18 protein-coding genes, 1 tRNA gene and 1 pseudogene are annotated in these 20,764 nt (G+C 56.3%); 19 read left to right on the forward strand and 1 reads right to left on the reverse strand.

The window, feature by feature from the left end:
* From B5G03_RS17445 to B5G03_RS12545, 5 genes and pseudogenes are all read left to right on the forward strand, one after another.
* The coding region (locus B5G03_RS17445; protein ID WP_087182032.1) for a DUF6809 family protein at positions 1 to 249 on the forward strand (249 nt) is incomplete at its 5' end.
* Positions 250 to 968: 719 nt separating this feature from the next.
* Positions 969 to 2,558, forward strand: coding sequence for a hypothetical protein (locus B5G03_RS12530; protein ID WP_087182033.1), 1,590 nt, complete (start codon positions 969 to 971; stop codon positions 2,556 to 2,558).
* Positions 2,542 to 4,212: a site-specific integrase gene (locus tag B5G03_RS12535; protein WP_087182034.1), complete on the forward strand. Its 1,671-nt coding sequence runs from the start codon at positions 2,542 to 2,544 to the stop codon at positions 4,210 to 4,212. Before B5G03_RS12530 ends, B5G03_RS12535 begins: the two co-directional genes overlap by 17 nt.
* Positions 4,213 to 4,697: 485 nt before the next feature.
* Positions 4,698 to 4,976 carry a type II toxin-antitoxin system RelB/DinJ family antitoxin gene (locus tag B5G03_RS12540; RefSeq protein ID WP_058966146.1) on the forward strand — a complete coding sequence of 93 codons (279 nt, stop codon included), beginning with the start codon at positions 4,698 to 4,700 and terminating at the stop codon, positions 4,974 to 4,976.
* Positions 4,973 to 5,263: pseudogene (locus B5G03_RS12545) on the forward strand (type II toxin-antitoxin system YafQ family toxin). The gene B5G03_RS12540 and the pseudogene B5G03_RS12545 overlap by 4 nt, the downstream one beginning before the upstream one ends.
* 441 nt (positions 5,264 to 5,704) lie before the next feature.
* Here B5G03_RS12545 and B5G03_RS12550 read toward each other — a convergent pair.
* A tRNA-Pro gene (locus tag B5G03_RS12550) sits at positions 5,705 to 5,781 on the reverse strand.
* Between the two features lie 223 nt (positions 5,782 to 6,004).
* Between B5G03_RS12550 and B5G03_RS12555 the strand changes: the two genes are divergently transcribed.
* From B5G03_RS12555 to B5G03_RS12620, 14 genes are all read left to right on the forward strand, one after another.
* Positions 6,005 to 6,259: a hypothetical protein gene (locus B5G03_RS12555; RefSeq protein WP_087182035.1), complete on the forward strand. Its 255-nt coding sequence runs from the start codon at positions 6,005 to 6,007 to the stop codon at positions 6,257 to 6,259.
* 156 nt (positions 6,260 to 6,415) lie between these two features.
* The gene (locus B5G03_RS12560) at positions 6,416 to 8,077 is read left to right on the forward strand and encodes a hypothetical protein (protein ID WP_087182036.1); all 1,662 of its coding nucleotides are present in this window, start codon (positions 6,416 to 6,418) and stop codon (positions 8,075 to 8,077) included.
* 293 nt (positions 8,078 to 8,370) lie between these two features.
* Positions 8,371 to 9,957 carry an ABC transporter substrate-binding protein gene (locus B5G03_RS12565; RefSeq protein WP_087182037.1) on the forward strand — a complete coding sequence of 529 codons (1,587 nt, stop codon included), beginning with the start codon at positions 8,371 to 8,373 and terminating at the stop codon, positions 9,955 to 9,957.
* 75 nt (positions 9,958 to 10,032) lie between these two features.
* Positions 10,033 to 11,028 carry an ABC transporter permease gene (locus B5G03_RS12570; RefSeq protein ID WP_343286901.1) on the forward strand — a complete coding sequence of 332 codons (996 nt, stop codon included), beginning with the start codon at positions 10,033 to 10,035 and terminating at the stop codon, positions 11,026 to 11,028.
* Positions 11,025 to 11,870 (forward strand): ABC transporter permease, encoded by an 846-nt coding sequence (locus B5G03_RS12575; RefSeq protein ID WP_087182038.1) that lies wholly within the window; start codon positions 11,025 to 11,027, stop codon positions 11,868 to 11,870. The genes B5G03_RS12570 and B5G03_RS12575 overlap by 4 nt, the downstream gene beginning before the upstream one ends.
* Positions 11,870 to 12,811 carry an ABC transporter ATP-binding protein gene (locus tag B5G03_RS12580; RefSeq protein WP_087182039.1) on the forward strand — a complete coding sequence of 314 codons (942 nt, stop codon included), beginning with the start codon at positions 11,870 to 11,872 and terminating at the stop codon, positions 12,809 to 12,811. The genes B5G03_RS12575 and B5G03_RS12580 overlap by 1 nt, the downstream gene beginning before the upstream one ends.
* Positions 12,808 to 13,404, forward strand: coding sequence for an ABC transporter ATP-binding protein (locus B5G03_RS12585; protein WP_087182040.1), 597 nt, complete (start codon positions 12,808 to 12,810; stop codon positions 13,402 to 13,404). Before B5G03_RS12580 ends, B5G03_RS12585 begins: the two co-directional genes overlap by 4 nt.
* 48 nt (positions 13,405 to 13,452) lie before the next feature.
* Positions 13,453 to 14,205 (forward strand): ATP-dependent sacrificial sulfur transferase LarE, encoded by a 753-nt coding sequence (gene larE / locus B5G03_RS12590; protein WP_087182041.1) that lies wholly within the window; start codon positions 13,453 to 13,455, stop codon positions 14,203 to 14,205.
* A gap of 2 nt (positions 14,206 to 14,207) precedes the next feature.
* Positions 14,208 to 14,969 carry a nickel pincer cofactor biosynthesis protein LarB gene (gene larB, locus B5G03_RS12595; RefSeq protein WP_087182042.1) on the forward strand — a complete coding sequence of 254 codons (762 nt, stop codon included), beginning with the start codon at positions 14,208 to 14,210 and terminating at the stop codon, positions 14,967 to 14,969.
* Positions 14,966 to 16,375: a nickel pincer cofactor biosynthesis protein LarC gene (gene larC / locus B5G03_RS12600; protein WP_087182043.1), complete on the forward strand. Its 1,410-nt coding sequence runs from the start codon at positions 14,966 to 14,968 to the stop codon at positions 16,373 to 16,375. Before larB ends, larC begins: the two co-directional genes overlap by 4 nt.
* A 367-nt stretch (positions 16,376 to 16,742) precedes the next feature.
* Positions 16,743 to 17,783, forward strand: a complete 1,041-nt coding sequence (potA, locus tag B5G03_RS12605) for a spermidine/putrescine ABC transporter ATP-binding protein (RefSeq protein ID WP_087182044.1) — start codon at positions 16,743 to 16,745, stop codon at positions 17,781 to 17,783.
* Positions 17,784 to 17,787: 4 nt separating this feature from the next.
* Positions 17,788 to 18,600: an ABC transporter permease gene (locus tag B5G03_RS12610; protein ID WP_058966123.1), complete on the forward strand. Its 813-nt coding sequence runs from the start codon at positions 17,788 to 17,790 to the stop codon at positions 18,598 to 18,600.
* Complete coding sequence (locus B5G03_RS12615; protein ID WP_087182045.1) at positions 18,600 to 19,460, forward strand: ABC transporter permease; 861 nt, start codon at positions 18,600 to 18,602, stop codon at positions 19,458 to 19,460. The genes B5G03_RS12610 and B5G03_RS12615 overlap by 1 nt, the downstream gene beginning before the upstream one ends.
* A 15-nt stretch (positions 19,461 to 19,475) precedes the next feature.
* The gene (locus tag B5G03_RS12620) at positions 19,476 to 20,723 is read left to right on the forward strand and encodes an ABC transporter substrate-binding protein (RefSeq protein WP_087182046.1); all 1,248 of its coding nucleotides are present in this window, start codon (positions 19,476 to 19,478) and stop codon (positions 20,721 to 20,723) included.
* Positions 20,724 to 20,764 lie beyond the last annotated feature (41 nt).

The following is a 20,764-nucleotide window of genomic DNA, read 5'->3' on the forward strand; positions in this document are numbered from 1 at the left end:
ATGGAAGGAAACAGCCGGCACAAACAGGCGGGCAAGGAGATTGAACAGCTCCTGAAAGACCTGCGGAACAATCTGAGCGAGGAGGATATGGCGCTGGTGGACCAGATGCTGGAACAGACACTGATTATCTGCGATACGGAAAGCAGCGATGCATTTCAATACGGGTTTTCCACCGGACTGCTGCTGATGCAGGAGGTTCAGGAAATTCTCCGCAAGCGGATTGATGCAGCCGCACATGACACCTTCTGAAAATTTTCAGAAGATTGATTGATATCTGCAGATGCAATTCATATAATACAGGTAAGCAGGAATCCAACGCGAATTTTGAGCAACGAAACTACCCACTCCAAGTGCGTCCTCTGGAGCTTACAAGATTATTTCTGATAAAAAGTCATTCTGTGATTGCGCCGGCATTGCCGGACTGTTGCGGGATGGCTTTTTGTTCAATGTGAGAAATAACTCGCAATTTTCTGTTATAAAATTTTATAGATCGAAGCATGCGGTTTTCTCTTTGTGATGTATTGATTTGAAGGTTTGTTAAATGAATTGTTTCTTTTTTGTTTGAAGCTAAGAATGTTGTGAAATGAAAGTTTCTGTATTTTTTAATTTAAACCTAAGAACTTTTTTAATTCAAAATAAATAAAAAATTTGATAAAAAGTATTGCAAAAATAAATGCTGTGTGTTAATATAGGGACATAGAAAGCACAACCTGAGTGCTAATTTGGCGAATCGTAATTGCCCACTCGAAGTGGGATCTTTTGGCGCTATCAATATAAATATTGTGAGATAAACAGTCATCTTGTGATCTTCCCGGTATAATACCGGGAAGGTGTATACAGGATGGCTGTTTGTTTTTTACAGAATACAGGCGGATGCAGGTGCGGTCTGCATAGTCCTTGAAGAGGGACGTTAATCACTACTACCTTAAATTACACACAACAGATAAAACGAAAGAAGGGATGAGAGGATGTCCAAATCAAAAAATGACACGGATTGCATGGGCGGGACAAAGCGGTTTTATGTCCGCCCGGCGCGCGACCAGAAGGGGCAGCAGGATGCGATCTATCAGTTGATCGACCCGAAGACGGGAGCCCCGTACACAAATGCGACGATTGTGGCAGCGCTTAAAGAGCGCGCGGCGGAACAGCCGGCCCTGGCAGAGATGATTGCGGCAGACATTGCTGCAATCGAACGGAAAGCAAAAGAAAACCCCGACGCCAAGTACGAGATGCGCTGCCGCGGCAAAACTGCACAGGAGGCAACCAGGCGGGCGAAGAAGGAATTGCTGCCGCGGATCGAACGCATGGCGGCGCTGCTGTTTGCACATTATTGGAAGGCCAACATCGAGTATGGCAATGTGACAATTGAGCAGTATGTACATTATGCGGGAGACGCATTGTTTTCGGGCGAAACGGCGGATGCCCGGAATCATATGATGTCGGCGCTCCGTACGTTTGTACTGCCGGTGATCGGGGAGATGCGCTTGCGTGATATGGATAGCACCACACAGACACAGCTCGTTTGCAAAGTCAATCGCCTTCTGTCCCGGAAGAAGGCCAGTGCATCCTCCCGCGGATACGCAAAACGGGCCTATAAAGGGCTGTTTGCTGCAATCGAGAGCAGCGGATACGGTGATTGCGCGACTGGCATTCAGTTGGCGGATATGATTGCCAAGATCAAAGGCAAAAATAGTGCATTGGTAAACAGCGTACGCAGTGCACATCTGGATGATGATCAGAGGGCGGCACTGTTTGCAGTTGAGAATGCGGAGCGGCGCGAGTATCTGATGTTTGTGCTGGCGATGATCTATTGTGGCATGGAAACCTGTGAAATCAGCGCCCAGCGTTTTGGTGACATCGTGCAGCTGAATCTGGATGGGGGAGAAAGCTGCTATATCATCACAATCACCAGCGTTATGCGCAGATTGCATAAACGGTATTCTCAGATCGGACCCACAAATAATGACTTTCCGCTGCGGCGGCTGCGCAAGGTGGTCCTCTATCCGTGGGCGGCCACCATTTTGCTGGAGTACATCGATTACCTGCGGCATCAAGGTTATAGCGATCATCAGATTGCTCAGATGAGGTTGTCTGATCCAGCGCCGGATAATGTGATTGTAGGTCCCGCGGAACTGGATGATATGATCGGTAATCTTCTGGCGCAGGCGGGAATTTCCGAAAGTCCGATTCCGCGTACCCGGAAGAATGGAACGGTATACCTGCAGGCAGAGGCTGCTGGTGTCAAGCTGCTCTATCGGGATGCACAGTACCTTGCTCAGATCTGTGGTGCTGACCTTCCGATGCTGCATGCCATGTTCGGCCTTGTTCGGAGTGAAACGGATGAAGAAGCCTATCTGGATATCCTCAGTGATGAGTATGCTGTGGCGCGTTATCTGCGGCTGCGGCGGTGTCCATCTTTTGAAAATATAGTTGGCAAAGTAAATCGTCATATCTTTGCGGTTAAGAATGACACAGGAGGACCACAGACGGTGAAAATCATATCGGATTATGCCGTAAAGGCGGAATGGAGGGAAATCAGAGATGACAAAAACAATTGAATATGGCGGAGTCAGTTTCCGCGTACGGACGGCCTACCCCAGGGGTCGCAAAGCATCCAAGGCGCCGTGCCGCGCCTTGATCAGCCCCATCAATCCCGAAACCGGTGATGTGATTACCAAGCGCCAGCTTTTCGGGGTCGAGAGCGATTGTCCGGTGGATAAACCTGTTTACGGAGCGAACCCGGCAGACATTGAGGAGCACCATTTTCCGGCCATCGCCAATGAGTTGATTCAAGCGATGTATCAAGCCGGATTGTTGGCGGCAAGCAATCGTTATGAGCCTACCCATGACCTGGGAGACGCGGCGGAGTCCTTTAAAGAGATGTTCTTCTCGATTCATCAACAGCAGTGGGCCGAACGTACAATCGATGACTATCGGCGCCAGTATGATATTTTGGTCACTGAATTGCGCGGAACGACGGCAGAATCTCTTACGCCGGAAATTTATCGTGCATTGCAGGAGCGTATCTGCCGCAACGCAGCGGGGACTGCGCGCAAAAAATCTGACTGGGTGGCGGGTACAGAAGCGCCCCCATCGGGTGCCAAACGGCTGAATCTCCTGTATCTGCTGATCTGGGATTTGAAAACGACGGAAGGCTATAATATACCGCTCGTGCCCACGCGCTATGCGGGTAAGCCTTCCCGGCAGGATCTGCTGCTGTCTTATATTGACAGTGCCCGCAGTATTCCGCGAAATTTACTGAAGCAGGTGTGCGATGGGACTATCCTGTCGGGACAGGTCGGTATATTGGCGGACACGGGGCTGCGGATCAGTGAATATGGAGGTTTGCTGTTTTGTTCGATTGCCAGGCTGGAGGGTTCGCAGGGCGCCATGTATTACTTGCGTGTTACAGGTCAGCTCGGCGTCAGTTCGAACACACGAACAGAAATTCCCAAAACGACGTCGTCCTATCGAGTGGTGCCGCTGTCGGTTGAACTGGGAGAAATCCTGATGCAGCGTCAGCAGGAGCTGGAAAGGGATTATGGCAACGTTTCCTTGATGCTCATGTGTGGAAGTGTGCAGGCGGGGGAGTACTGTACGGACGCAAAAACGGTGTCCGGTACGATGAACAATATTACGGAGCAAATTCCTGAGCTTCTGCGTGATCCGCGGATTTTGGAGGCCTTGAAGAAGAGCCGACCTTATCGTTTTGATGAGGTGTGCCAGGATAATTATTTGCTGAGTATGCTTACATGTCATGCATTGCGTCGTAATTTCTGTACCTGGATATATTGTGAGAGCGGCATGGATACTAAACAGGCGTATCAGCAGATGGGCCATGCGAAGAAGTCGGAGATGCGGCGGTCGGGGGCCATTGGTGCCACACCCGGCGAAATCTATCACATGTGTCTCCAGAAGCATGTCAGCCGTACGCTGTATCATGATCCACATCCGCTGCGGTATCAGGCTGGCGAAGAGTTCAGCGAGACGGAGGTGCCGGCATGTGCCATCGAACTGACTTTGCCAGCTAACAGCCGGTGGCAGTTAATCGTTGCTGAAACAGAGCCCATGGCTCATACCAGCTGTCAGGGGGATAATGTGAGTGTGAGTCAAAAGTGGCAGGAAGATATTCGATGCAGATCCGATGGGTATGCACTGCTGGCAGATCCATCGGTCTATACAATTCGAGAAAAGAAGAAGCTGTTTGCGTAAAGTCCGGCAAAATCGGTATATTGGTATCGAGTAAAGAAAAGGGACAGGCATCAAGATTGCCTGTCCCTTATCTTATGCGCCTATCGGTGCTTTCAGCAGGTGAGATATGTCGAGGAGTGCAGAAGATTGAGTGAAGCACAAACGCCTGACTTCGTTGCGTTCCCTTGCTGTTCATAGAAAGTTCAGGTGTGTTTTCTGAGTTGTTCAGCACATACGGGAGATTGAGGAAGAGCTGCTTATTCAGAGTTTCTGTCACCGCGCCATTTTCCGGTCCTTGCTTTTGACCTTTTGCGCAGGAGACGCTGTGTTTTGGTCTGCTGTTTGTGCTGATGCAATGTCTGCTTGCCTTGCCGCAAGGTGTGATGTGAGGGCTTTTTCTGCATCTCCTGCAACAGTATGGAATGTTTGTAGATTTTCGTGCATTGCATTGCTTTCTTCGTGCAAATGGCATATAATAAAAGTGCCAATAGGAAGGAGATGATTCTATGGCCGGTTCTACCACCAATATTAGTATTCGTATGGATTCCGAACTGAAAGCACAGGCTGATGCGCTGTTTGCTGAACTCGGCATGAACCTGTCCACCGCATTCAACATCTTTGTCCGGCAGTCTCTTCGAGAGGGCGGGATTCCTTTTGAGATTAGTTTAAATCAGCCCAACAAGGAAACGATTGCAGCTATGCTGGAGGCGGAAAGGATCGCAAAGGATCCGTCTGTAAAGGGATACACCGATATGGATGAGTTGTTTGCGGATTTGAAAAAATGAGCCAGACAAAATATATGGTCAAGTTCACCACGCAATTCCGAAAGGACTACAAGCTGGCAATCAAGCGTGGCTTGAAAATCGAATTGCTGGAACAGATCGTTGCTCTTTTGGCTGCAGGACAATCTCTACCAGAAAAGAATAAAGATCACGCACTTACCGGCAACTGGGTCGGCCATCGAGAATGTCACATTTTGCCTGATTGGCTCTTGGTCTAGCGAGTTGAGGACGATGTTCTGGTATTGACTTTGACCCGTACAGGGACTCATAGTGATTTGTTTGGAAAGTAACCGATATGAGAAGGCCGTCGTAGCTTTGAGCCTACGGCGGCTCTTTGAATATTTAACGCCCTACGCTACAACTGCAACTTCTCCAGCCAGTCATCAAACGACTTTTGTAAAATATGAATTGGCGTATCAGTACATGAGGTTTTGGAGGACCTTCCTTTACCAGCACGTATGCCGGTGTACGCATAATGTTGAGCATGACAGCGACATCTTTTACGATGTAAGTGTGTGCTATCGGCAGTGGTATTGGCGATGCGGCGCATTTTATGGGTTTTTGATCGCAAGACCAGCACAGCGCAATGAATCCATTCATTATGTCCCCCAGGACAGGAGCAAAACGGCCAGGAAAAAAGAAAGGGTTTGCGGGCGGTTCCGAGGTTCGGAACCGCCCGCAAACCCGCATTACAGCAATAAAAAAGCCATCAGCCTTTCAGCTGATGGCTTTGGTCCGAGTGGCGAGAGTCGAACTCACGGCCTCTTGAACCCCATTCAAGCGCGCTACCAAACTGCGCTACACCCGGACGTCTGGCCCGGTGTTCTCACCGGCGACGTTGTTTATTATAGCCCATGCAACCTGTTTTGTCAACGGAGAATTTTCAGTTTTCTCCTTTTTACAAAAGTTTTCCAAATATTTTACAGTTGATTGGTCATACTATCTTCAAAAGGCGAAAAGCGGAGAGAAAAAACAGGATTCAAAGATCATTCCGTGCGCCAAATCTTGAAAAGGAGGATATAAAATCAACTATGGAAAGCGGTATGAATTTTCATCATCAGGGACAAAACGCAGTGGGGCAGGTGGATCAGGGCAACGAGCCCGGCAAACAAGGCGGGAAAAAGCACCAGACCGACCCGGACGAAGGGTTTGGGGCGTATCTGCCCTGGGTGGATCCCATGCTCCTGCCCGGCGGGGTACAGAAGATTCAGGATGGTTCGGTGCAGGCGATACAGCCCGCGCCGGATCAGCGGGGCGGCGGCTGCGAACCGGAACCCTGTGAATAATTGAATATGGCAGGCAGCCGGGCGAAGCGATTCTCCCGGCTGTTTTTATGTGCAGGGGAATTTTAACCGTTTCTTTCTTGGCAGCAGGCAGGATCAGTGATAGAATACCAGTAAACAGCGGCATGCAGCCGCACAGGAGAGAAAGGAACCGAAACCATGAAACATTGGAAATTGAAGGCAGTGCTGGCCACGTTGCTGGTATTCGCACTGTATGTGGTGTTTCAGCACCCCAACCTGAATCCTCTTTATCCGGAATCGGCATTTATGTATTGTGTGCTGATCACGGTGCTGGTGGCCATCTTTACTCTGGACCGCATTGGCCGGGTGGTGGCACAGCCGGGGCCGGTGCAGGGAGTGCCGGGCAGTGTGCGTTTTGAACGCTTCCAGAACGGCAGCCGCTGGCCGCTGATTCTGGTGGCAGTGCTCTGGGGCGCGTACTTTATTGTATGGGCCGGATCCAGCGTTCTGTTTCAGGTGAATGCTTTCCGGGATCAGATGCCGGAGCTGATTCAGATGGACTTTGCTGAGGACTTCGACACCACCGATACCAGCCAGCTGCCAATCGTAGATAAGGCTATGGCTCAGAAGCTGGCGGACAAAAAACTGGGTGAGCGTCCCAGCCTGGGCAGTCAGGTGGTGCTGGGCGAGCCTACCCTGCAGCAGGTGAACGGAAAGCTGGTCTGGGCGGTACCTACCTACCATTCCGGTGTATTCAAATGGCTTACCAATCTGGAAGGCACTCCCGGTTATGTGGTGGTATCCGCCATCAATCCTCAGGACGTGCAGTATGTGGACGGCTACACCATCAAATACCAGCCGTGCGCCTATCTGTGGCAGAACCTGATGTTCTATGCCCGCTTCACGGCCGCACCCTTCACCGGCCTGACCGATTACAGCTTTGAGCTGGACGATTCCGGCCAGCCCTACTGGGTCATCACTACCTATAAGTATCTGCGGGGCTTCTCGCTGCCGGAGGCCACCGGCGCGGTGGTACTCAACTGCTCCACCGGCGAAAGCCAGCGTTACAGCATTGACGAACTTCCCGACTGGGTAGATCGCGTTCAGCCGGAGGATTTCATTGTAACCCAGCTGAACAACAAGGGCGAGTACGTGCATGGCTACCTGAACTTCAGTGATAAGGACAAGTACCGTACCAGCCCCGGCGAAACCCTGATTTACAACGACGGCAGCTGCTATCTGTTCACCGGCCTGACCAGTGTGGGCGGCGACGAGAGCGCCATCGGTTTTGTAATGGTGGACATGGTCACCAAGGAGCCGCATCTGTACCGCATCAGCGGCGCCACCGAGACGGCGGCTCAGCAGTCGGCTCAGGGCGAGGTGCAGCAGTACGGCTACCAGGCGGCCTTCCCGCTGATTGTCAATCTGAACAGCCGGCCCACCTACTTCATGACCCTGAAGGACAACGAAGGTCTGATCAAGAAATACGCCTATGTATCGGTGGAGGACTATCAGACCGTGGGCGTGGGCGACACCATCGACGAGGCACGCCTGAGCTATGAAAAGGCATTGCGTGCGGGCGGCAGCACCATGGTGGGCAACGTGAACAGCGAGCTTACCAGCCTGACCGGTACCGTGCAGCGCATCGGCAGTGAGTACAACAGCAGCGGCTCCACCTATTATCTGGTGCTGAACGAGCATCCCGAGCTGCTGTTCAGCGTGCAGGGCAGTTTGTCCGCTGAGCTGGCCATTACCCAGCCGGGAGACCAGGTAAAGGTGGAGTACTATCCCCGCACCAGCCAGGCTCAGGAGCTGACCAGCTTTGATAATCTGCAGTTTGATCAGGCAGACAACGGATAATCGAAAGGCTATACGGCCGCATAGGATATAAAATCGACGGGCATACCGGAATGAAGCGGGTGCCCGTCGATTTTTTGTTTGGTGCATCTTTACATACACACGGATTTATGTTAATATATTTTTGTTGCTTCTTCATGAAGGAGAGGCGAGAAATTCTGCAACAGCGAATTGAATGCCACGAAGGCATGATGCTTCGGCACGTTATGGCCGGGGCTCTTTGCCTGCGTGGTTTTTTTGTGCCCATCCGGGATGCGCCTGCACGGCAAGTTCTGCGAAGGAAAGGAAAGACGAGCATGAAAAAAACGAAAATCCTTGCAGCGGTCATGGCCCTGTGCCTGGCGATTGGTGCCGCGGGCTGCGGCCAGCCGGCCAGCCAGTCCACAGCTGCGGCCAGCACCGCCAGCCAGCAGCAGACCGACACTGTGGTGGTGGCAATGAACGTGGAATCCGAACCGGCATCCGGCTTTGACCCGGCGTATGGCTGGGGTGCGGGCGAGCATGTGCATGAGCCGCTGATCCAGAGCACGCTGGTGGTCACCAATGCGGATATGAGCATTGGCTATGACCTGGCCACTGACATGCAGGTCAGCGAGGATGGCCTGACCTGGACGGTCACCATCCGGGATGACGTGAAGTTCACCGACGGCGAGCCCCTCACCGCGTCGGATGTGGCTTTTACTTATAATACAGTAAAGGCAGAGAGCACGGTGAACGATTTCACCATGCTGAACAGCGCTGAGGCAGTGGATGACACCACAGTGGTGTTTCACATGAACCGGCCCTATTCCACCTGGCCCTATTCCATGGCGGTGGTAGGCATTGTTCCTGAGCACGCTTATGGCCTGGATTATGGCCAGAATCCCGTTGGTTCCGGCCGCTATATCCTCAAGCAGTGGGATAAGGGCCAGCAGGTGATCCTGGAAGCCAACCCGGATTATTACGGTGAGGAAGTAAAGATGAAAAAGGTTGTCATCCTCTTCATGAGCGAGGATGCTGCCTTTGCTGCTGCCAAGGCCGGTCAGGTGGATGTGGCCTACACCGCCGCTTCCTATACGGACCAGACCATTGACGGCTTTGAATTGATGGCCGTGAAGACCGTGGACAACCGGGGCATTAACCTGCCTGCAGTGGAGGAAGAAAACGGCATCGGCAACGATTTCACCGCGGATGTACGGGTGCGTCAGGCCATCAACATCGGCTTTGACCGGCAGGAAATGATCGATAACGTGCTCAACGGCTACGGTACCCCGGCCTACAGTGTGTGCGACGGCATGCCCTGGTATTCTGAGGCGGATGAGGTGACCTACGATCCTCAGAAGGCTGCCGCCCTGCTGGAGGAAGCGGGCTGGACCTTGAACAGTGACGGCGTGCGGGAGAAGGACGGCCAGACCGCCAGTCTGAACCTGCTGTACCCCATGGGCGATTCCACCCGCCAGGCTCTTGCGGCCGACATGGCCAACCAGCTGGCTGAGCTGGGCATCCAGACCAGCACCGAGGGTGTGGGCTGGGATACCGCCTATGACCGGGCCCAGAACACTCCGCTGGTCTGGGGCTGGGGAACTCACAGCCCCATGGAGATGTACAATATCTACCACACGGTGGGCGATCTGGCCCGGTATTCTCCCTATGCCAATGCTCGGGTGGATGAGCTGATGGACCAGGCATTGGCCTGCAGCGATCTGGAAGAGTCCTACGCGCTGTGGCAGCAGGCCCAGTCGGAGGAGATCGTGAACGACGTGCCCTGGGTTTGGATGGTGAATGTGGATCATCTGTACTGGGTGAATCAGAATCTGGAAGTGGCGCAGCAGAAGCTGCATCCCCATGGCCACGGCTGGTCGCTGGTGAACAACGTGGACCAGTGGACCTGGAACCAGGCCTGACCGAAGACAAAGCGGCCGTATTGCTTTGAACGGAGCAGTGCGGCTGCCCGTTAGGAAAAAGGAGAAGAAGTTTTTATGGCAAAACGAATGGCCCGCATGGCGGTCAGGCAGATGATCCGGATGCTGCTGCTGATCTTCTGCGCCAGTCTGGCAGCCTTTGTGCTGCTGAGCCTGTCTCCCATCGACCCGCTGCAGCAGAATGTGGGCCAGGCGGCGATGGGCAGCATGAGCGCGGAGCAAATCGAGCGCCTTCAGGCGTACTGGGGTGTGGATACCCCGCCCCTGGAACGGTTCGCAGCCTGGGTAAGCGGAATGCTGCAGGGGGATTTCGGTGTCTCGCTGCTTTACCGTCAGCCAGTGCTTACGGTGATTGGCGCAAAGCTGGCAAATTCCCTCTGGCTGCTGGTGTTGGCCTGGGTGATTTCCGGTCTGCTGGGCTTCGGCCTGGGCGTACTGGCCGGAGCGACGCAGGGCCGTTGGCCGGACAAACTGATTCGGGGCTGGTCCATGATCATTGCCAGCACGCCTGCCTTCTGGGTGGCACTGCTCTTGTTGATGATTTTCGGCGTCTGGCTCAAACTTTTGCCGGTGGGCCTCAGTGTACCCATCGGACTGGAAGCCACCGCCGTTACCCTGGCGGACAGGCTGCGGCATGCAATCCTTCCGGCGCTGGCTCTCAGCATCACCGGCACCGCATCGGTCTGCCTGCACACCCGGCAGAAGACCATTCAGGCGCTGGAGTCGGATTTTGTTCTGTTTGCCCGGGCCAGGGGAGAGAGCGGAAAGGGCATCCTGCTGCGCCATGTGCTGCGGCATGTGCTGCTGCCTGCTATCACCCTGCAGTTTGCCAGCCTGGGTGAGCTGCTGGGCAGCTCGGTACTGGTGGAAGAGGTGTTCTCCTATCCGGGCCTTGGTCAGGCTACAGTGACGGCAGGCCTTGGCGGAGATCTTCCGCTGCTGCTGGGAATCACGGTAATCTGCAGCGCCATGGTCTTCGGCGCAAACTTCGCGGCGGACTGCCTGTACGGTCTGGTGGACCCCCGGATCCGAAAGGGGGCGGGCCGGACATGAAGCAGTTGTTGAATCATCTTCGTCAACCGCGCACCGCGGCTCTGATCCGGCTGCTCCTGGCGGCGGCAATTCTGCTGGCGGTTATGATCGCTGGCATGGCATGCCGGGAGCAGGCCCTTGCCACAGATTTCACTCGCAAGAATCTGGCGCCCTGTGCCGAATATCTGTTCGGTACGGACTGGATGGGCCGGGATATGCTTACCCGCACCCTGAGCGGCCTTTCTTTGAGCATCCGCATCGGTGTGGTTACCGCTGCGGTGAGCGCAGTGGTGGCGCTGGCGGCGGGTGTGAGCGCCGCATTGCTGGGCCGCTGGGCGGACGGCGCCCTCACCTGGCTGATTGATCTGTTTATGGGAATTCCTCACATTCTGCTGCTGGTGCTTATTTCCTGCGCCTGCGGACGTGGGTTCTGGGGTGTGACCATCGGCATCGTGGCCACCCACTGGATGAGCCTTGCACGGCTGATCCGGGGTGAGGTGATGCAGCTGCGGCAGAGCGGCTATGTGCAGGTGGCGCGCAAGCTGGGAGCATCCCCGGCAGCCATCGCGGGCCGGCACATTCTGCCCGGCGTGCTGCCCCAGTTCTTCACCGGGCTGGTGCTGCTGTTTCCCCACGCTATCCTCCATGAGGCCAGTGTGACCTTCCTGGGCTTTGGTCTGACCAGCGAACAGCCTGCGGTGGGCGTGATTCTTTCGGAAAGTATGCAGTATCTGGCCACCGGCCGCTGGTGGCTGGCGCTGTTGCCCGGCATCTGTCTGGTGGCGGTGGTGCTGCTGTTTGAGCTGGCGGGCAAAAGCCTGGCCGCGCTTTGGTCAGTGAACGCGGAACAGGAGGCGGCATAATGGAATCAAAGAAACAAAATGCCCCGCTGCTGCAGGTGCAGGGGCTTACGGTGTCCTTTTCCCGGTACGCTCAGGGCTTTCGGCGGGTGACGCTGCCCGGCGTGCGGGATCTGAGCTTTTCGCTGGATGAGGGCGAACTGGTGGCAGTGGTCGGTGCTTCCGGAAGCGGAAAGAGCCTGCTGGCCCATCGGCTGCTGGGTATCCTGCCTCACAATGCCCAGGTGGGCGGGCAGGTACTCTACCGGGGCCAGCCGCTGGACGACCGGCTGGCCGGGAAACTGCGGGGACATGAAATTGTACTGGTTCCCCAGAATGTGTCCTACCTGGACCCGCTGATGCAGGTGGGGGAGCAGGTAAAGGGCGAAAAAGGCGATGCACAAAAGGCTTCGGCGGCGCTGCGGCGTTACGGGCTTGGTCCTGAGGTGGAAAAAATGTATCCCTTTCAGCTGTCCGGCGGCATGGCCCGGCGGGTGCTGATTGCCACCGCAGTGCAGCACACCCCGTCGCTGGTGGTGGCGGACGAACCCACCCCCGGCCTACATCCCGAAGCGGCCCGGCGGGTATTGGGCCACTTTAAGGAGCTGGCCCAGGCAGGCGCGGGCGTACTGCTGATTACCCACGATCTGGAGGCCGCACTGGAAGTGGCAGACCGGGTGATCGTGCTCTATGCGGGCGCAGCGGTGGAAGAAGCTCCGGCGGCCAGCTTTGCAGCAAAGGAGTTGCTGCAGCACCCCTATACCCAGGCACTCTGGCAGGCCAGCCCCAACCATGGCTTTGTTCCGCTGCCCGGTACTCAGCCGGTGGGCCAGCTGCCGGCAGGTTGTGCTTTCGCGCCCCGCTGCCCCAAGGCGGGGCCGGAATGTCATGAAGGTGCGGTCGCCTATGAAAAACAGGGTGCAGGCTATGTGCGCTGCCTGCACCCGGAAGGAGAACAGCTATGACGCTGGAAGCAAAGAATCTCTGCTTTACCTATCCTTGCGGGAGAAGCGTGCTGCAGAACCTGTCTCTGCGGGTGGAAGGCGGCGAGCGAGTGGGTATTTTCGCCCCCAGTGGACGGGGTAAGACCACCCTGTGCAAGCTGCTGGCGGGCTACGAGAAGCCCCAGTCCGGCCAGGTGTTGCTGGACGGTAAGCCTCTTGTCAGCTATCGGGGCTACTGCCCGGTGCAGCTGATCTGGCAGCATCCGGAGCAGGTTGTGGACCCCCGCCTGACGTTAGGGAAAACCCTGCGGGAGGCAGGAGAGCCGGAGGAGCGGCTGGTTCAGGCGCTGGGCATCCAGCCGGAATGGCTCAGCCGTTATCCGGCAGAGCTGTCCGGCGGTGAACTGCAGCGGTTCTGCATCGCCCGGGCACTGGGTCCTGCCACCCGATTTGTGCTGGCGGATGAGCTCAGCGCCATGTTGGATCTGGCAACCCAGGCACAGCTGTGGAGCTTTCTGGTGGAGGAAACCACACGCCGCGGCATTGGACTGGTGGCCGTAAGCCACTCCGCCCCCCTGCTGGACCGGGTGTGTACCCGTCGGATCGAACTGTGAAACCCATTTCAAACGATGTATAATAAAGAATAAGGAGAAACCACCCACATGACACTGCAGGAGTTCTTTACCCGGCATCCCCGTCTGGCTTTGGGCCTTTCCGGCGGCGTGGATTCCGCCTATCTGCTGGCCGAGGCCGTGCGCTGTGGCTGCCGGATTCAGCCCTATTTTGTGGACAGCCCTTTTCAGCCTCGCTTTGAGCTGGAGCACGCCCGCCGCCTGTGCGAAGAACAGGGGGTGGAACTGAAGGTGCTGCCCGCCCAGCCGCTGGCGGACGAAAACGTGCGGCAGAACGGTCCGCTGCGTTGCTATTACTGCAAAAAGCAGGTGTTCGGAGCGATTCTGGCCGCTGCCAAAGCGGACGGCTTCGAAGAGATTATCGACGGAACCAATGCCTCGGATGATGCATCCGACCGCCCCGGCATGCGGGCGCTGGAAGAGATGCGGGTCTACAGTCCGCTGCGGCTGTGCGGCGTGACCAAAGCCCAGGTGCGGCAGGCATCCCGGGAACTGGGCCTGTTCACCTGGAACAAGCCCGCCTATGCCTGCCTTGCCACCCGCATTCCCACCGGTACTGCCATTACCACCGAGGTGTTGCAGCGGGTGGAAGCGGCGGAAAACGAGCTGTTCCGGCTGGGCTTTTCCGATTTTCGGGTGCGCTGCGTGGGCGACACGGCCAAGCTGCAGCTGCCGGCCGCCCAGTTCAGCAAGGCGCTGGAGCAGCGAAAAGAGCTTGTGAAGGCATTGAAGCCGCAGTTTGCGGCGGTCGTATTGGATCTGGAACCCCGAGGGGAGGAATAACAATGGAAAAACAGGAAATGCTGGCCCTGCTGGAACAGGTGCAGCAGGGAGCGCTCACGCCCGAGCAGGCGCTGCTTCAGATGAAGCTGCAGCCCTTTCAGGACCTGGGCTATGCCAAGGTGGACCACCACCGGGGCCTGCGTCAGGGCGCGCAGGAAGTAATCTACGGCGCGGGCAAGACCGCCGAGCAGATCGACGGCATCCTCACCGCCATGGAAAGCCGGGATGCCACCGACATCATCGTGACCCGCATGAATCAGCAGTCGGCGGATTATGTGGCGCAGCGCCATCCGATGGACTACGACCCCATGTCCCGGTTGGGCATTGTGCACCCCACCGGAAAAATCACCGCACCCGGCTACATTGCCGTGGTCTCCGGAGGTACCAGTGATATGGCGGTCTGCGAGGAGGCTGCCCGCACCGCCATCGCCATGGGCAATAAGGTGGAGCGGCTGTATGATGTGGGCGTTGCCGGACTGCACCGGCTGCTGTCCAAGCTGGATGTGCTGATGCAGGCCCGTGTGGTGATTGCCGTGGCAGGTATGGAGGGTGCGCTGGCCAGTGTGGTGGGCGGCCTTGTGGATTGCCCGGTGATCGCGGTCCCCACCAGTGTGGGTTACGGCGCTAATTTCAACGGCCTGTCTGCACTTTTGTCCATGCTTAATTCCTGTGCCAGCGGAGTGAGCGTGGTGAATATCGACAATGGATTCGGTGCGGGCTATCTGGCCAGCATGATCAATCATATGGGAGGCAGTGACCAATGAAAACCTTATACATCGAATGTGCCATGGGCGCGGCGGGCGATATGCTCACCGCTGCGCTGTTGGATCTGCTGAGCCCGGAGGAGCAGCAGGCATTTCTGGAGCAGATGAACCGGTTGCTGCCCGGGGTCCAGGTCAAGGCAACCCCGGCGCAGAAGTGCGGTGTGCAGGGCCTGCATGTGCAGGTTCTGGTGAACGGGGAAGAGGAGCACAGCCACGATCATGGCCCGGTGCATCCGGAGGTACATCCCACCCCGGCCGTTCATGAACATCCCCACGAGCATGGGCACGACCATGAGCATGCGCACGAACATCCTCATGAGCATGATCACGAACATGAACATGAGCATCATCACGATCATGGGCACGAACACCATCATGACCATGAGCACGAGCACGGACATGACCACCCCCATGATCACGAGCATGGCCACGGGCACCATCATCACGCCACCATGGCCTGGGTGGAGCATACCATTCAGGAAACCAATCTGCCCCCGGAGGTAAAGGAGCAAGCTTTAAACGTCTATCGCACCATTGCCCAGGCGGAAAGTGCCGCCCATGGCTGCCCGGTGGATCAGGTCCACTTCCACGAGGTGGGCGCGCTGGACGCGGTGGCGGATGTGACCGCCGTTTGCCTGCTGCTGCACATGCTGGCGCCGGAAAAGATCGTCGCCAGTCCGGTGCATCTGGGCAGCGGTCAGGTGCGCTGTGCCCACGGTATTCTGCCGGTGCCTGCGCCTGCCACAGCCTATATTCTGCAGGGAGTTCCCGCCTACACCGGTTCCATTCGTGGGGAGCTGTGCACCCCCACCGGCGCGGCATTGCTCAAGACCTTTGCTCAGTCCTTTGGCCCCATGCCGGTCATGGTCATCGAAAAGGTGGGCATCGGTGTGGGCAACAAGGATTTTGAAGCCGCCAACGTGCTGCGGGTGTTCTGGGGCAGCGATGCCAGCCAGGCACAGCAGGAGAGCGACCAGATTGTGGAACTGCGCTGCAATCTGGACGATATGACCGGCGAGGCCATTGGTTATGCTTCGGAACTGCTGCTGGAAGAGGGCGCGCTGGATGTGTACACTGTGCCCATCCAGATGAAGAAGAGCCGCCCGGCGGTGATGCTCTGCTGCCTGTGCCATGCATCTGAGCAGGATAAGCTCACCCAGCTGATGCTGCGCCACACCACCACCTGGGGCGTTCGCGCCAGCGTGATGGGCCGCAGCGTGCTTTCCACCCGCATCGTGCCGGTAAAGACCAAGTACGGGGTGGTTCGCGTCAAGCAGGGGACCGGCTATGGGGTCAAGAAATGCAAGGTGGAATACGGCGATATGGCCGCCGCAGCCGCTCAGGCCGGGGTGGAGCTTACCAAGGTGGAGCGTGCCGCCCGCAAGGCATTCAAAAAGCAGAGCTGAATTTCACGTAAAACAAAGGAAAATCCTTGTGAACAACAGAAAATGCAAGGATAAAAGAGAAAACCAAAAATAAACCCATAAAACGCTGGATTTCCGCTTGCAGGCAAGGAAATCCAGCGTTTTTCTGCATTTTTTGAAAAACTGCTTGACATTGCCAGGTCCAGCTTGTATAGTAGCAGTTGTGCCCGGCACTCTATAAGGGGGAAGTGCGCTCTTTTGCCGGGCATATAGGCGCTGGATGTACCGCTGCAACCACCGAAACCGGAAGGCTTCGGATGGTGTAACAAACCTTTTGCGGGGTGGTACCATGTGCGCCGCCTGTGTATGCAAACCACGGCAAAATTCCGCAAAGGGGGAATCATAAACAATGAGTAAGATCGTATCACTGAAAAACATTGTTGTTGGCTTCGACGGGGAGAACGTGCTCAACGGTCTCTCGCTGGACATCCACGACAAGGAGTTCGTCACCTTCCTGGGCCCTTCCGGCTGCGGCAAGACCACGACGCTCCGGGTCATTGGAGGCTTTGTTCAGCCGAGCTCCGGCAATGTTTTTTTTGACGGCCAGGACATCACCAATCTGCCGCCCTATAAGCGCCAGGTGAACACCGTGTTCCAGAAATACGCCCTGTTCCCGCACCTGAATGTGTACGAGAACGTGGCCTTTGGCCTGCGTCTGAAGAAGATGGACGAAAAAGAGATCCGCAGCCGCGTGCTGGAAATGCTGGAAGTGGTGGGCCTGAAGGGCTTTGAGCGCCGGGATACCACCAACCTGTCCGGTGGCCAGCAGCAGCGTGTGGCCATCGCTCGGGGCCTTGTAAACCATCCTCGGGTGCTTTTGCTGGACGAGCCTCTCGGCGCGCTGGATTTGAAGCTGCGCAAAGAGATGCAGCTGGAGCTCAAGCGGCTGCAGCAGGCCATGAACATTACCTTTATTTATGTAACCCACGACCAGGAAGAGGCGCTCACCATGTCCGACACGGTGGTGGTCATGAAGGACGGCAACATCCAACAGATTGGAAGCCCCATTGATATCTACAACGAGCCGGAGAACGCCTTCGTGGCCTCATTCATCGGCGAGAGCAACATCATCGACGGCATCATGCTGCGTGACTTCTGTGTGGAATTTGCTGGCAACGAGTTCACCTGTGTGGACAAGGGCTTTGCCCACAACGAGCTGGTGCAGGTGGTCATCCGCCCGGAGGACATCCAGGTGGTGCCCGCCATCCAGGGCCAGCTCACCGGCGTGGTCAAGGAAGTGATCTTCAAGGGCGTTCACTATGAGATGCGCGTGGAGCAGGCCGGCTACGAGTGGATCATCCATTCCACCCAGGCCAGCGCTCCCGGCGAGCTGATCGGTATGTGCATCGGGCCGGATGAGATCCACATCATGACCCGCACGGAGGGTTAAGGCCATGATCAAGAACCGTAAACTGGCCGCGCCCTACCTGGTGTGGATGGTTGTGTTCATCCTGGTGCCGCTGGCCATCGTCACTTACTTTGCCTTTACCGACAAGGCAGGCAACTTTACACTGGAAAACCTGATGATCATTGGGCAGTACAGCACGGTATTCGTGCGCAGCCTGCTGCTGGCGGCGGAAGCCACCGTAATCTGTCTGGTGCTCAGCTTCCCGGTGAGTTATTTTCTCTCCCGCCAGCGTGCGGCCAAGCAGAAAATCTTCCTCATGCTGGTCATGCTGCCCATGTGGATGAACTTTTTGCTGCGCACCTATGCCTGGATGAGCCTTCTGGAGAACAACGGCATCATCAACCGGATTCTGGGCTTCTTCGGCATCGGACCTTTCCAGATGATCTACACCAGCGGTGCGGTTGTACTGGGCATGGTGTATAACTTTTTGCCCTATATGATTCTGCCGCTGTACACTGCCATGACCAAGATCGACAACAGCGTCATCGAGGCCGCGCAGGACCTGGGCGCAGGCATGTTCAAGACCCTGACCAAGGTGCTGATCCCTCTGTCTGCCCCCGGCATCGCCACCGGCATCACCATGGTATTCGTACCCAGCGTTTCCACCTTTATCATCAGCCGGATGCTGGGCGGCGGCTCCAACATGCTGATCGGTGACCTGATCGAGTTGCAATTCCTGGGCAACAGCTACAACTATAACCTGGGCAGTGCGCTCAGCCTGGTGCTCATGGTGATCGTGCTGCTGTGCATGAGCTTCACCAACGGCTTTGACGACGAGGATATGGAGGGCGTGGTGTAATGAAAAAGCAACATTTGGCCGCCCTGCAAAAGGTTTATCTGTGCCTGATCTTCTCGTTCCTGTACGTGCCCATCGCGGTGATGATGGTGTTCAGCTTCAACGAAAGCAAAAGCCGCACCCTGTTCACCGGCTTTACCCTGAAATGGTACAAGAGCCTGCTGCACAACGAGATGATTCTGGAAGCACTGTGGCTCAGCCTGGTGGTGGCCTTCCTGGCCGCTACTGTGGCCACCATTCTGGGCGTGATGGCCTCCATCGGCATCAGTGGCATGAAAAAGCGCACCCAGGGCGTGATCAACACCGTGAGCTACCTGCCGGTGGTCAACCCGGAGATCATCACCGGTGTTTCGCTGATGATGCTGTTTGTGGTATATGTGAATGTGGCCCACTGGCTGAATTCAAACCCGGAAGTGCCCGGCTTTTTGAAATTTCTGCCGGAGAACATCTTTGGCTTCGGTACCCTGCTGATCGCTCACATCACCTTCTGTGTGCCCTACGTGATCTTTAACGTGGCGCCCAAGCTGCGCCGCATGGATGTGCGTATGTATGAGGCGGCGCTGGACCTGGGCTGCAACCCCCGTCAGGCCTTCTTCAAGGTAGTTCTGCCGGAGCTGATGCCCGCCATCCTGTCCGCCTTCCTGATCAGCCTGACCTACTCCATCGACGATTTCATCATCTCTTACTTCAGCTGCGGCACGTTGCAGACGCTGCCCATCGCCATTTACAGCATGACCCGTAAAAAGGTCAGCCCGGAGATCAACGCACTGTCCACCATTATGTTTGTGGCCATCCTGTGCATCATCCTGGTGAGCAACGCGCTGGAAAGCCGCAGCTACCGCAAAAAGCGGGTCAAGGAATAAGGGAGGATACGTGCGATGAAAAAAGTGATCAGCCTGCTGCTGACCCTGGTGCTGGCGGCTGGAAGCCTTGCCCTTCCCACCTTTGCGGCGGAAGACAAGATCCAGGTCAACGAGGACATCTCGGTCAGCGCCGATTACGACTGGACCCGGTTCAAGGGGCAGAACGTCTCCTTGAACATCTACAACTGGGGCCTTTATATTTCGGACGGCTCGGACGAAAGCGTGGATGTGATCTCGGCTTTTGAGGAGCTGACCGGCATCAAGGTCAACTACACCACCTTCGACACCAACGAGAGCATGTACGCCAAGCTGAAGAGCGGCGGCGCCAGCTACGATGTGATCTTCCCCAGCGATTATATGCTGGGCAAAATGGCCAATGAAGGCATGCTGCTGCCTCTGAACAAGGAGAACATCCCCAATCTGGCGGGCATTTCCGAGCTGTATCTGGACAAGGAATACGACCCGGGCAATGTGTACAGCGTGCCTTACATGTGGTGCATGGTGGGTATCACCTACAACAAGGATATGGTGGACGAAGCGGATCTGGAGCAGGGCTGGAACCTGCTGTGGGACCCCCGCTACACCGGCCAGATCCTGCAATTCAACAACAGCCGCGACTGCTTTGCCATGGCCCTCAAGACCCTTGGCCGCAGCATGAACCCCACCAGCACGCAGGACATCGACGACGCCCTGGTCAAGCTGCAGGAGCAGAAGCCCCTGGTGCAGGCCTATGTGATGGACGAGGTGTTCGATAAGATGGAGGGCGGCGAGGCGGCTCTGGCCCCCTACTACACCGGCGACGGCCTGACCATGATCGCCGAGAATCCCAGCCTGGGCATGTTCCTCCCCGAGGAAGGGACTCTGCAGTGTGTGGACGCCATGTGCATCCCCGCTTCCAGCCAGAACCAGGAAGCGGCGGAAATGTTCATCAACTACATGTGTGAGGTGGATGTGGCGCTGCAGAATGCGCTGTTTGTTCAGTACACCTCGCCGGTGGAAGCGGTGCGTGAGCTGCTGCCCGCTGAGCTGCGGGACAGCGAGCTGATGTATCCCGATCCCGCTCTGATCGAGCGCAGCGAATACCCCAGCGTCATCTCGGACGAGCTGAACAGCGCCATGGACATGGCCTGGAGTCAGATGAAGAGTTTTGACGATACCGGCAACCAGTGGCTGGTCCCGGTGTTCCTGCTGGTGGCCATCGCCATGACGGTGTTCAACGTGTGGCGCCGCCGCGCCCGCAAGAAGCGCCGCCAGATGTATTGATCGTATTGAACGAAACAACGAAAAGCCTGTTCCTTCTCCGG

Origin of the sequence: Gemmiger sp. An50, assembly GCF_002161595.1 — a bacterium.
Classification (GTDB): domain Bacteria; phylum Bacillota; class Clostridia; order Oscillospirales; family Ruminococcaceae; genus Allofournierella.

Bases quoted from the DNA above. Each gene is read 5' to 3' on its own strand.
- B5G03_RS12585 (WP_087182040.1), top strand. From the start codon at position 12,808: ATGACGCTGGAAGCAAAGAATCTCTGCTTTACCTATCCTTGCGGGAGA.
- larC (WP_087182043.1), top strand. From the start codon at position 14,966: ATGAAAACCTTATACATCGAATGTGCCATGGGCGCGGCGGGCGATATG.
- B5G03_RS12615 (WP_087182045.1), top strand. From the start codon at position 18,600: ATGAAAAAGCAACATTTGGCCGCCCTGCAAAAGGTTTATCTGTGCCTG.
- B5G03_RS12620 (WP_087182046.1), top strand. From the start codon at position 19,476: ATGAAAAAAGTGATCAGCCTGCTGCTGACCCTGGTGCTGGCGGCTGGA.
- B5G03_RS12570 (WP_343286901.1), top strand. From the start codon at position 10,033: ATGGCAAAACGAATGGCCCGCATGGCGGTCAGGCAGATGATCCGGATG.
- B5G03_RS12560 (WP_087182036.1), top strand. From the start codon at position 6,416: ATGAAACATTGGAAATTGAAGGCAGTGCTGGCCACGTTGCTGGTATTC.
- B5G03_RS12610 (WP_058966123.1), top strand. From the start codon at position 17,788: ATGATCAAGAACCGTAAACTGGCCGCGCCCTACCTGGTGTGGATGGTT.
- B5G03_RS12535 (WP_087182034.1), top strand. From the start codon at position 2,542: ATGACAAAAACAATTGAATATGGCGGAGTCAGTTTCCGCGTACGGACG.
- potA (WP_087182044.1), top strand. From the start codon at position 16,743: ATGAGTAAGATCGTATCACTGAAAAACATTGTTGTTGGCTTCGACGGG.
- B5G03_RS12580 (WP_087182039.1), top strand. From the start codon at position 11,870: ATGGAATCAAAGAAACAAAATGCCCCGCTGCTGCAGGTGCAGGGGCTT.
- larB (WP_087182042.1), top strand. From the start codon at position 14,208: ATGGAAAAACAGGAAATGCTGGCCCTGCTGGAACAGGTGCAGCAGGGA.
- B5G03_RS12555 (WP_087182035.1), top strand. From the start codon at position 6,005: ATGGAAAGCGGTATGAATTTTCATCATCAGGGACAAAACGCAGTGGGG.
- B5G03_RS12540 (WP_058966146.1), top strand. From the start codon at position 4,698: ATGGCCGGTTCTACCACCAATATTAGTATTCGTATGGATTCCGAACTG.
- larE (WP_087182041.1), top strand. From the start codon at position 13,453: ATGACACTGCAGGAGTTCTTTACCCGGCATCCCCGTCTGGCTTTGGGC.
- B5G03_RS12565 (WP_087182037.1), top strand. From the start codon at position 8,371: ATGAAAAAAACGAAAATCCTTGCAGCGGTCATGGCCCTGTGCCTGGCG.
- B5G03_RS12530 (WP_087182033.1), top strand. From the start codon at position 969: ATGTCCAAATCAAAAAATGACACGGATTGCATGGGCGGGACAAAGCGG.
- B5G03_RS12575 (WP_087182038.1), top strand. From the start codon at position 11,025: ATGAAGCAGTTGTTGAATCATCTTCGTCAACCGCGCACCGCGGCTCTG.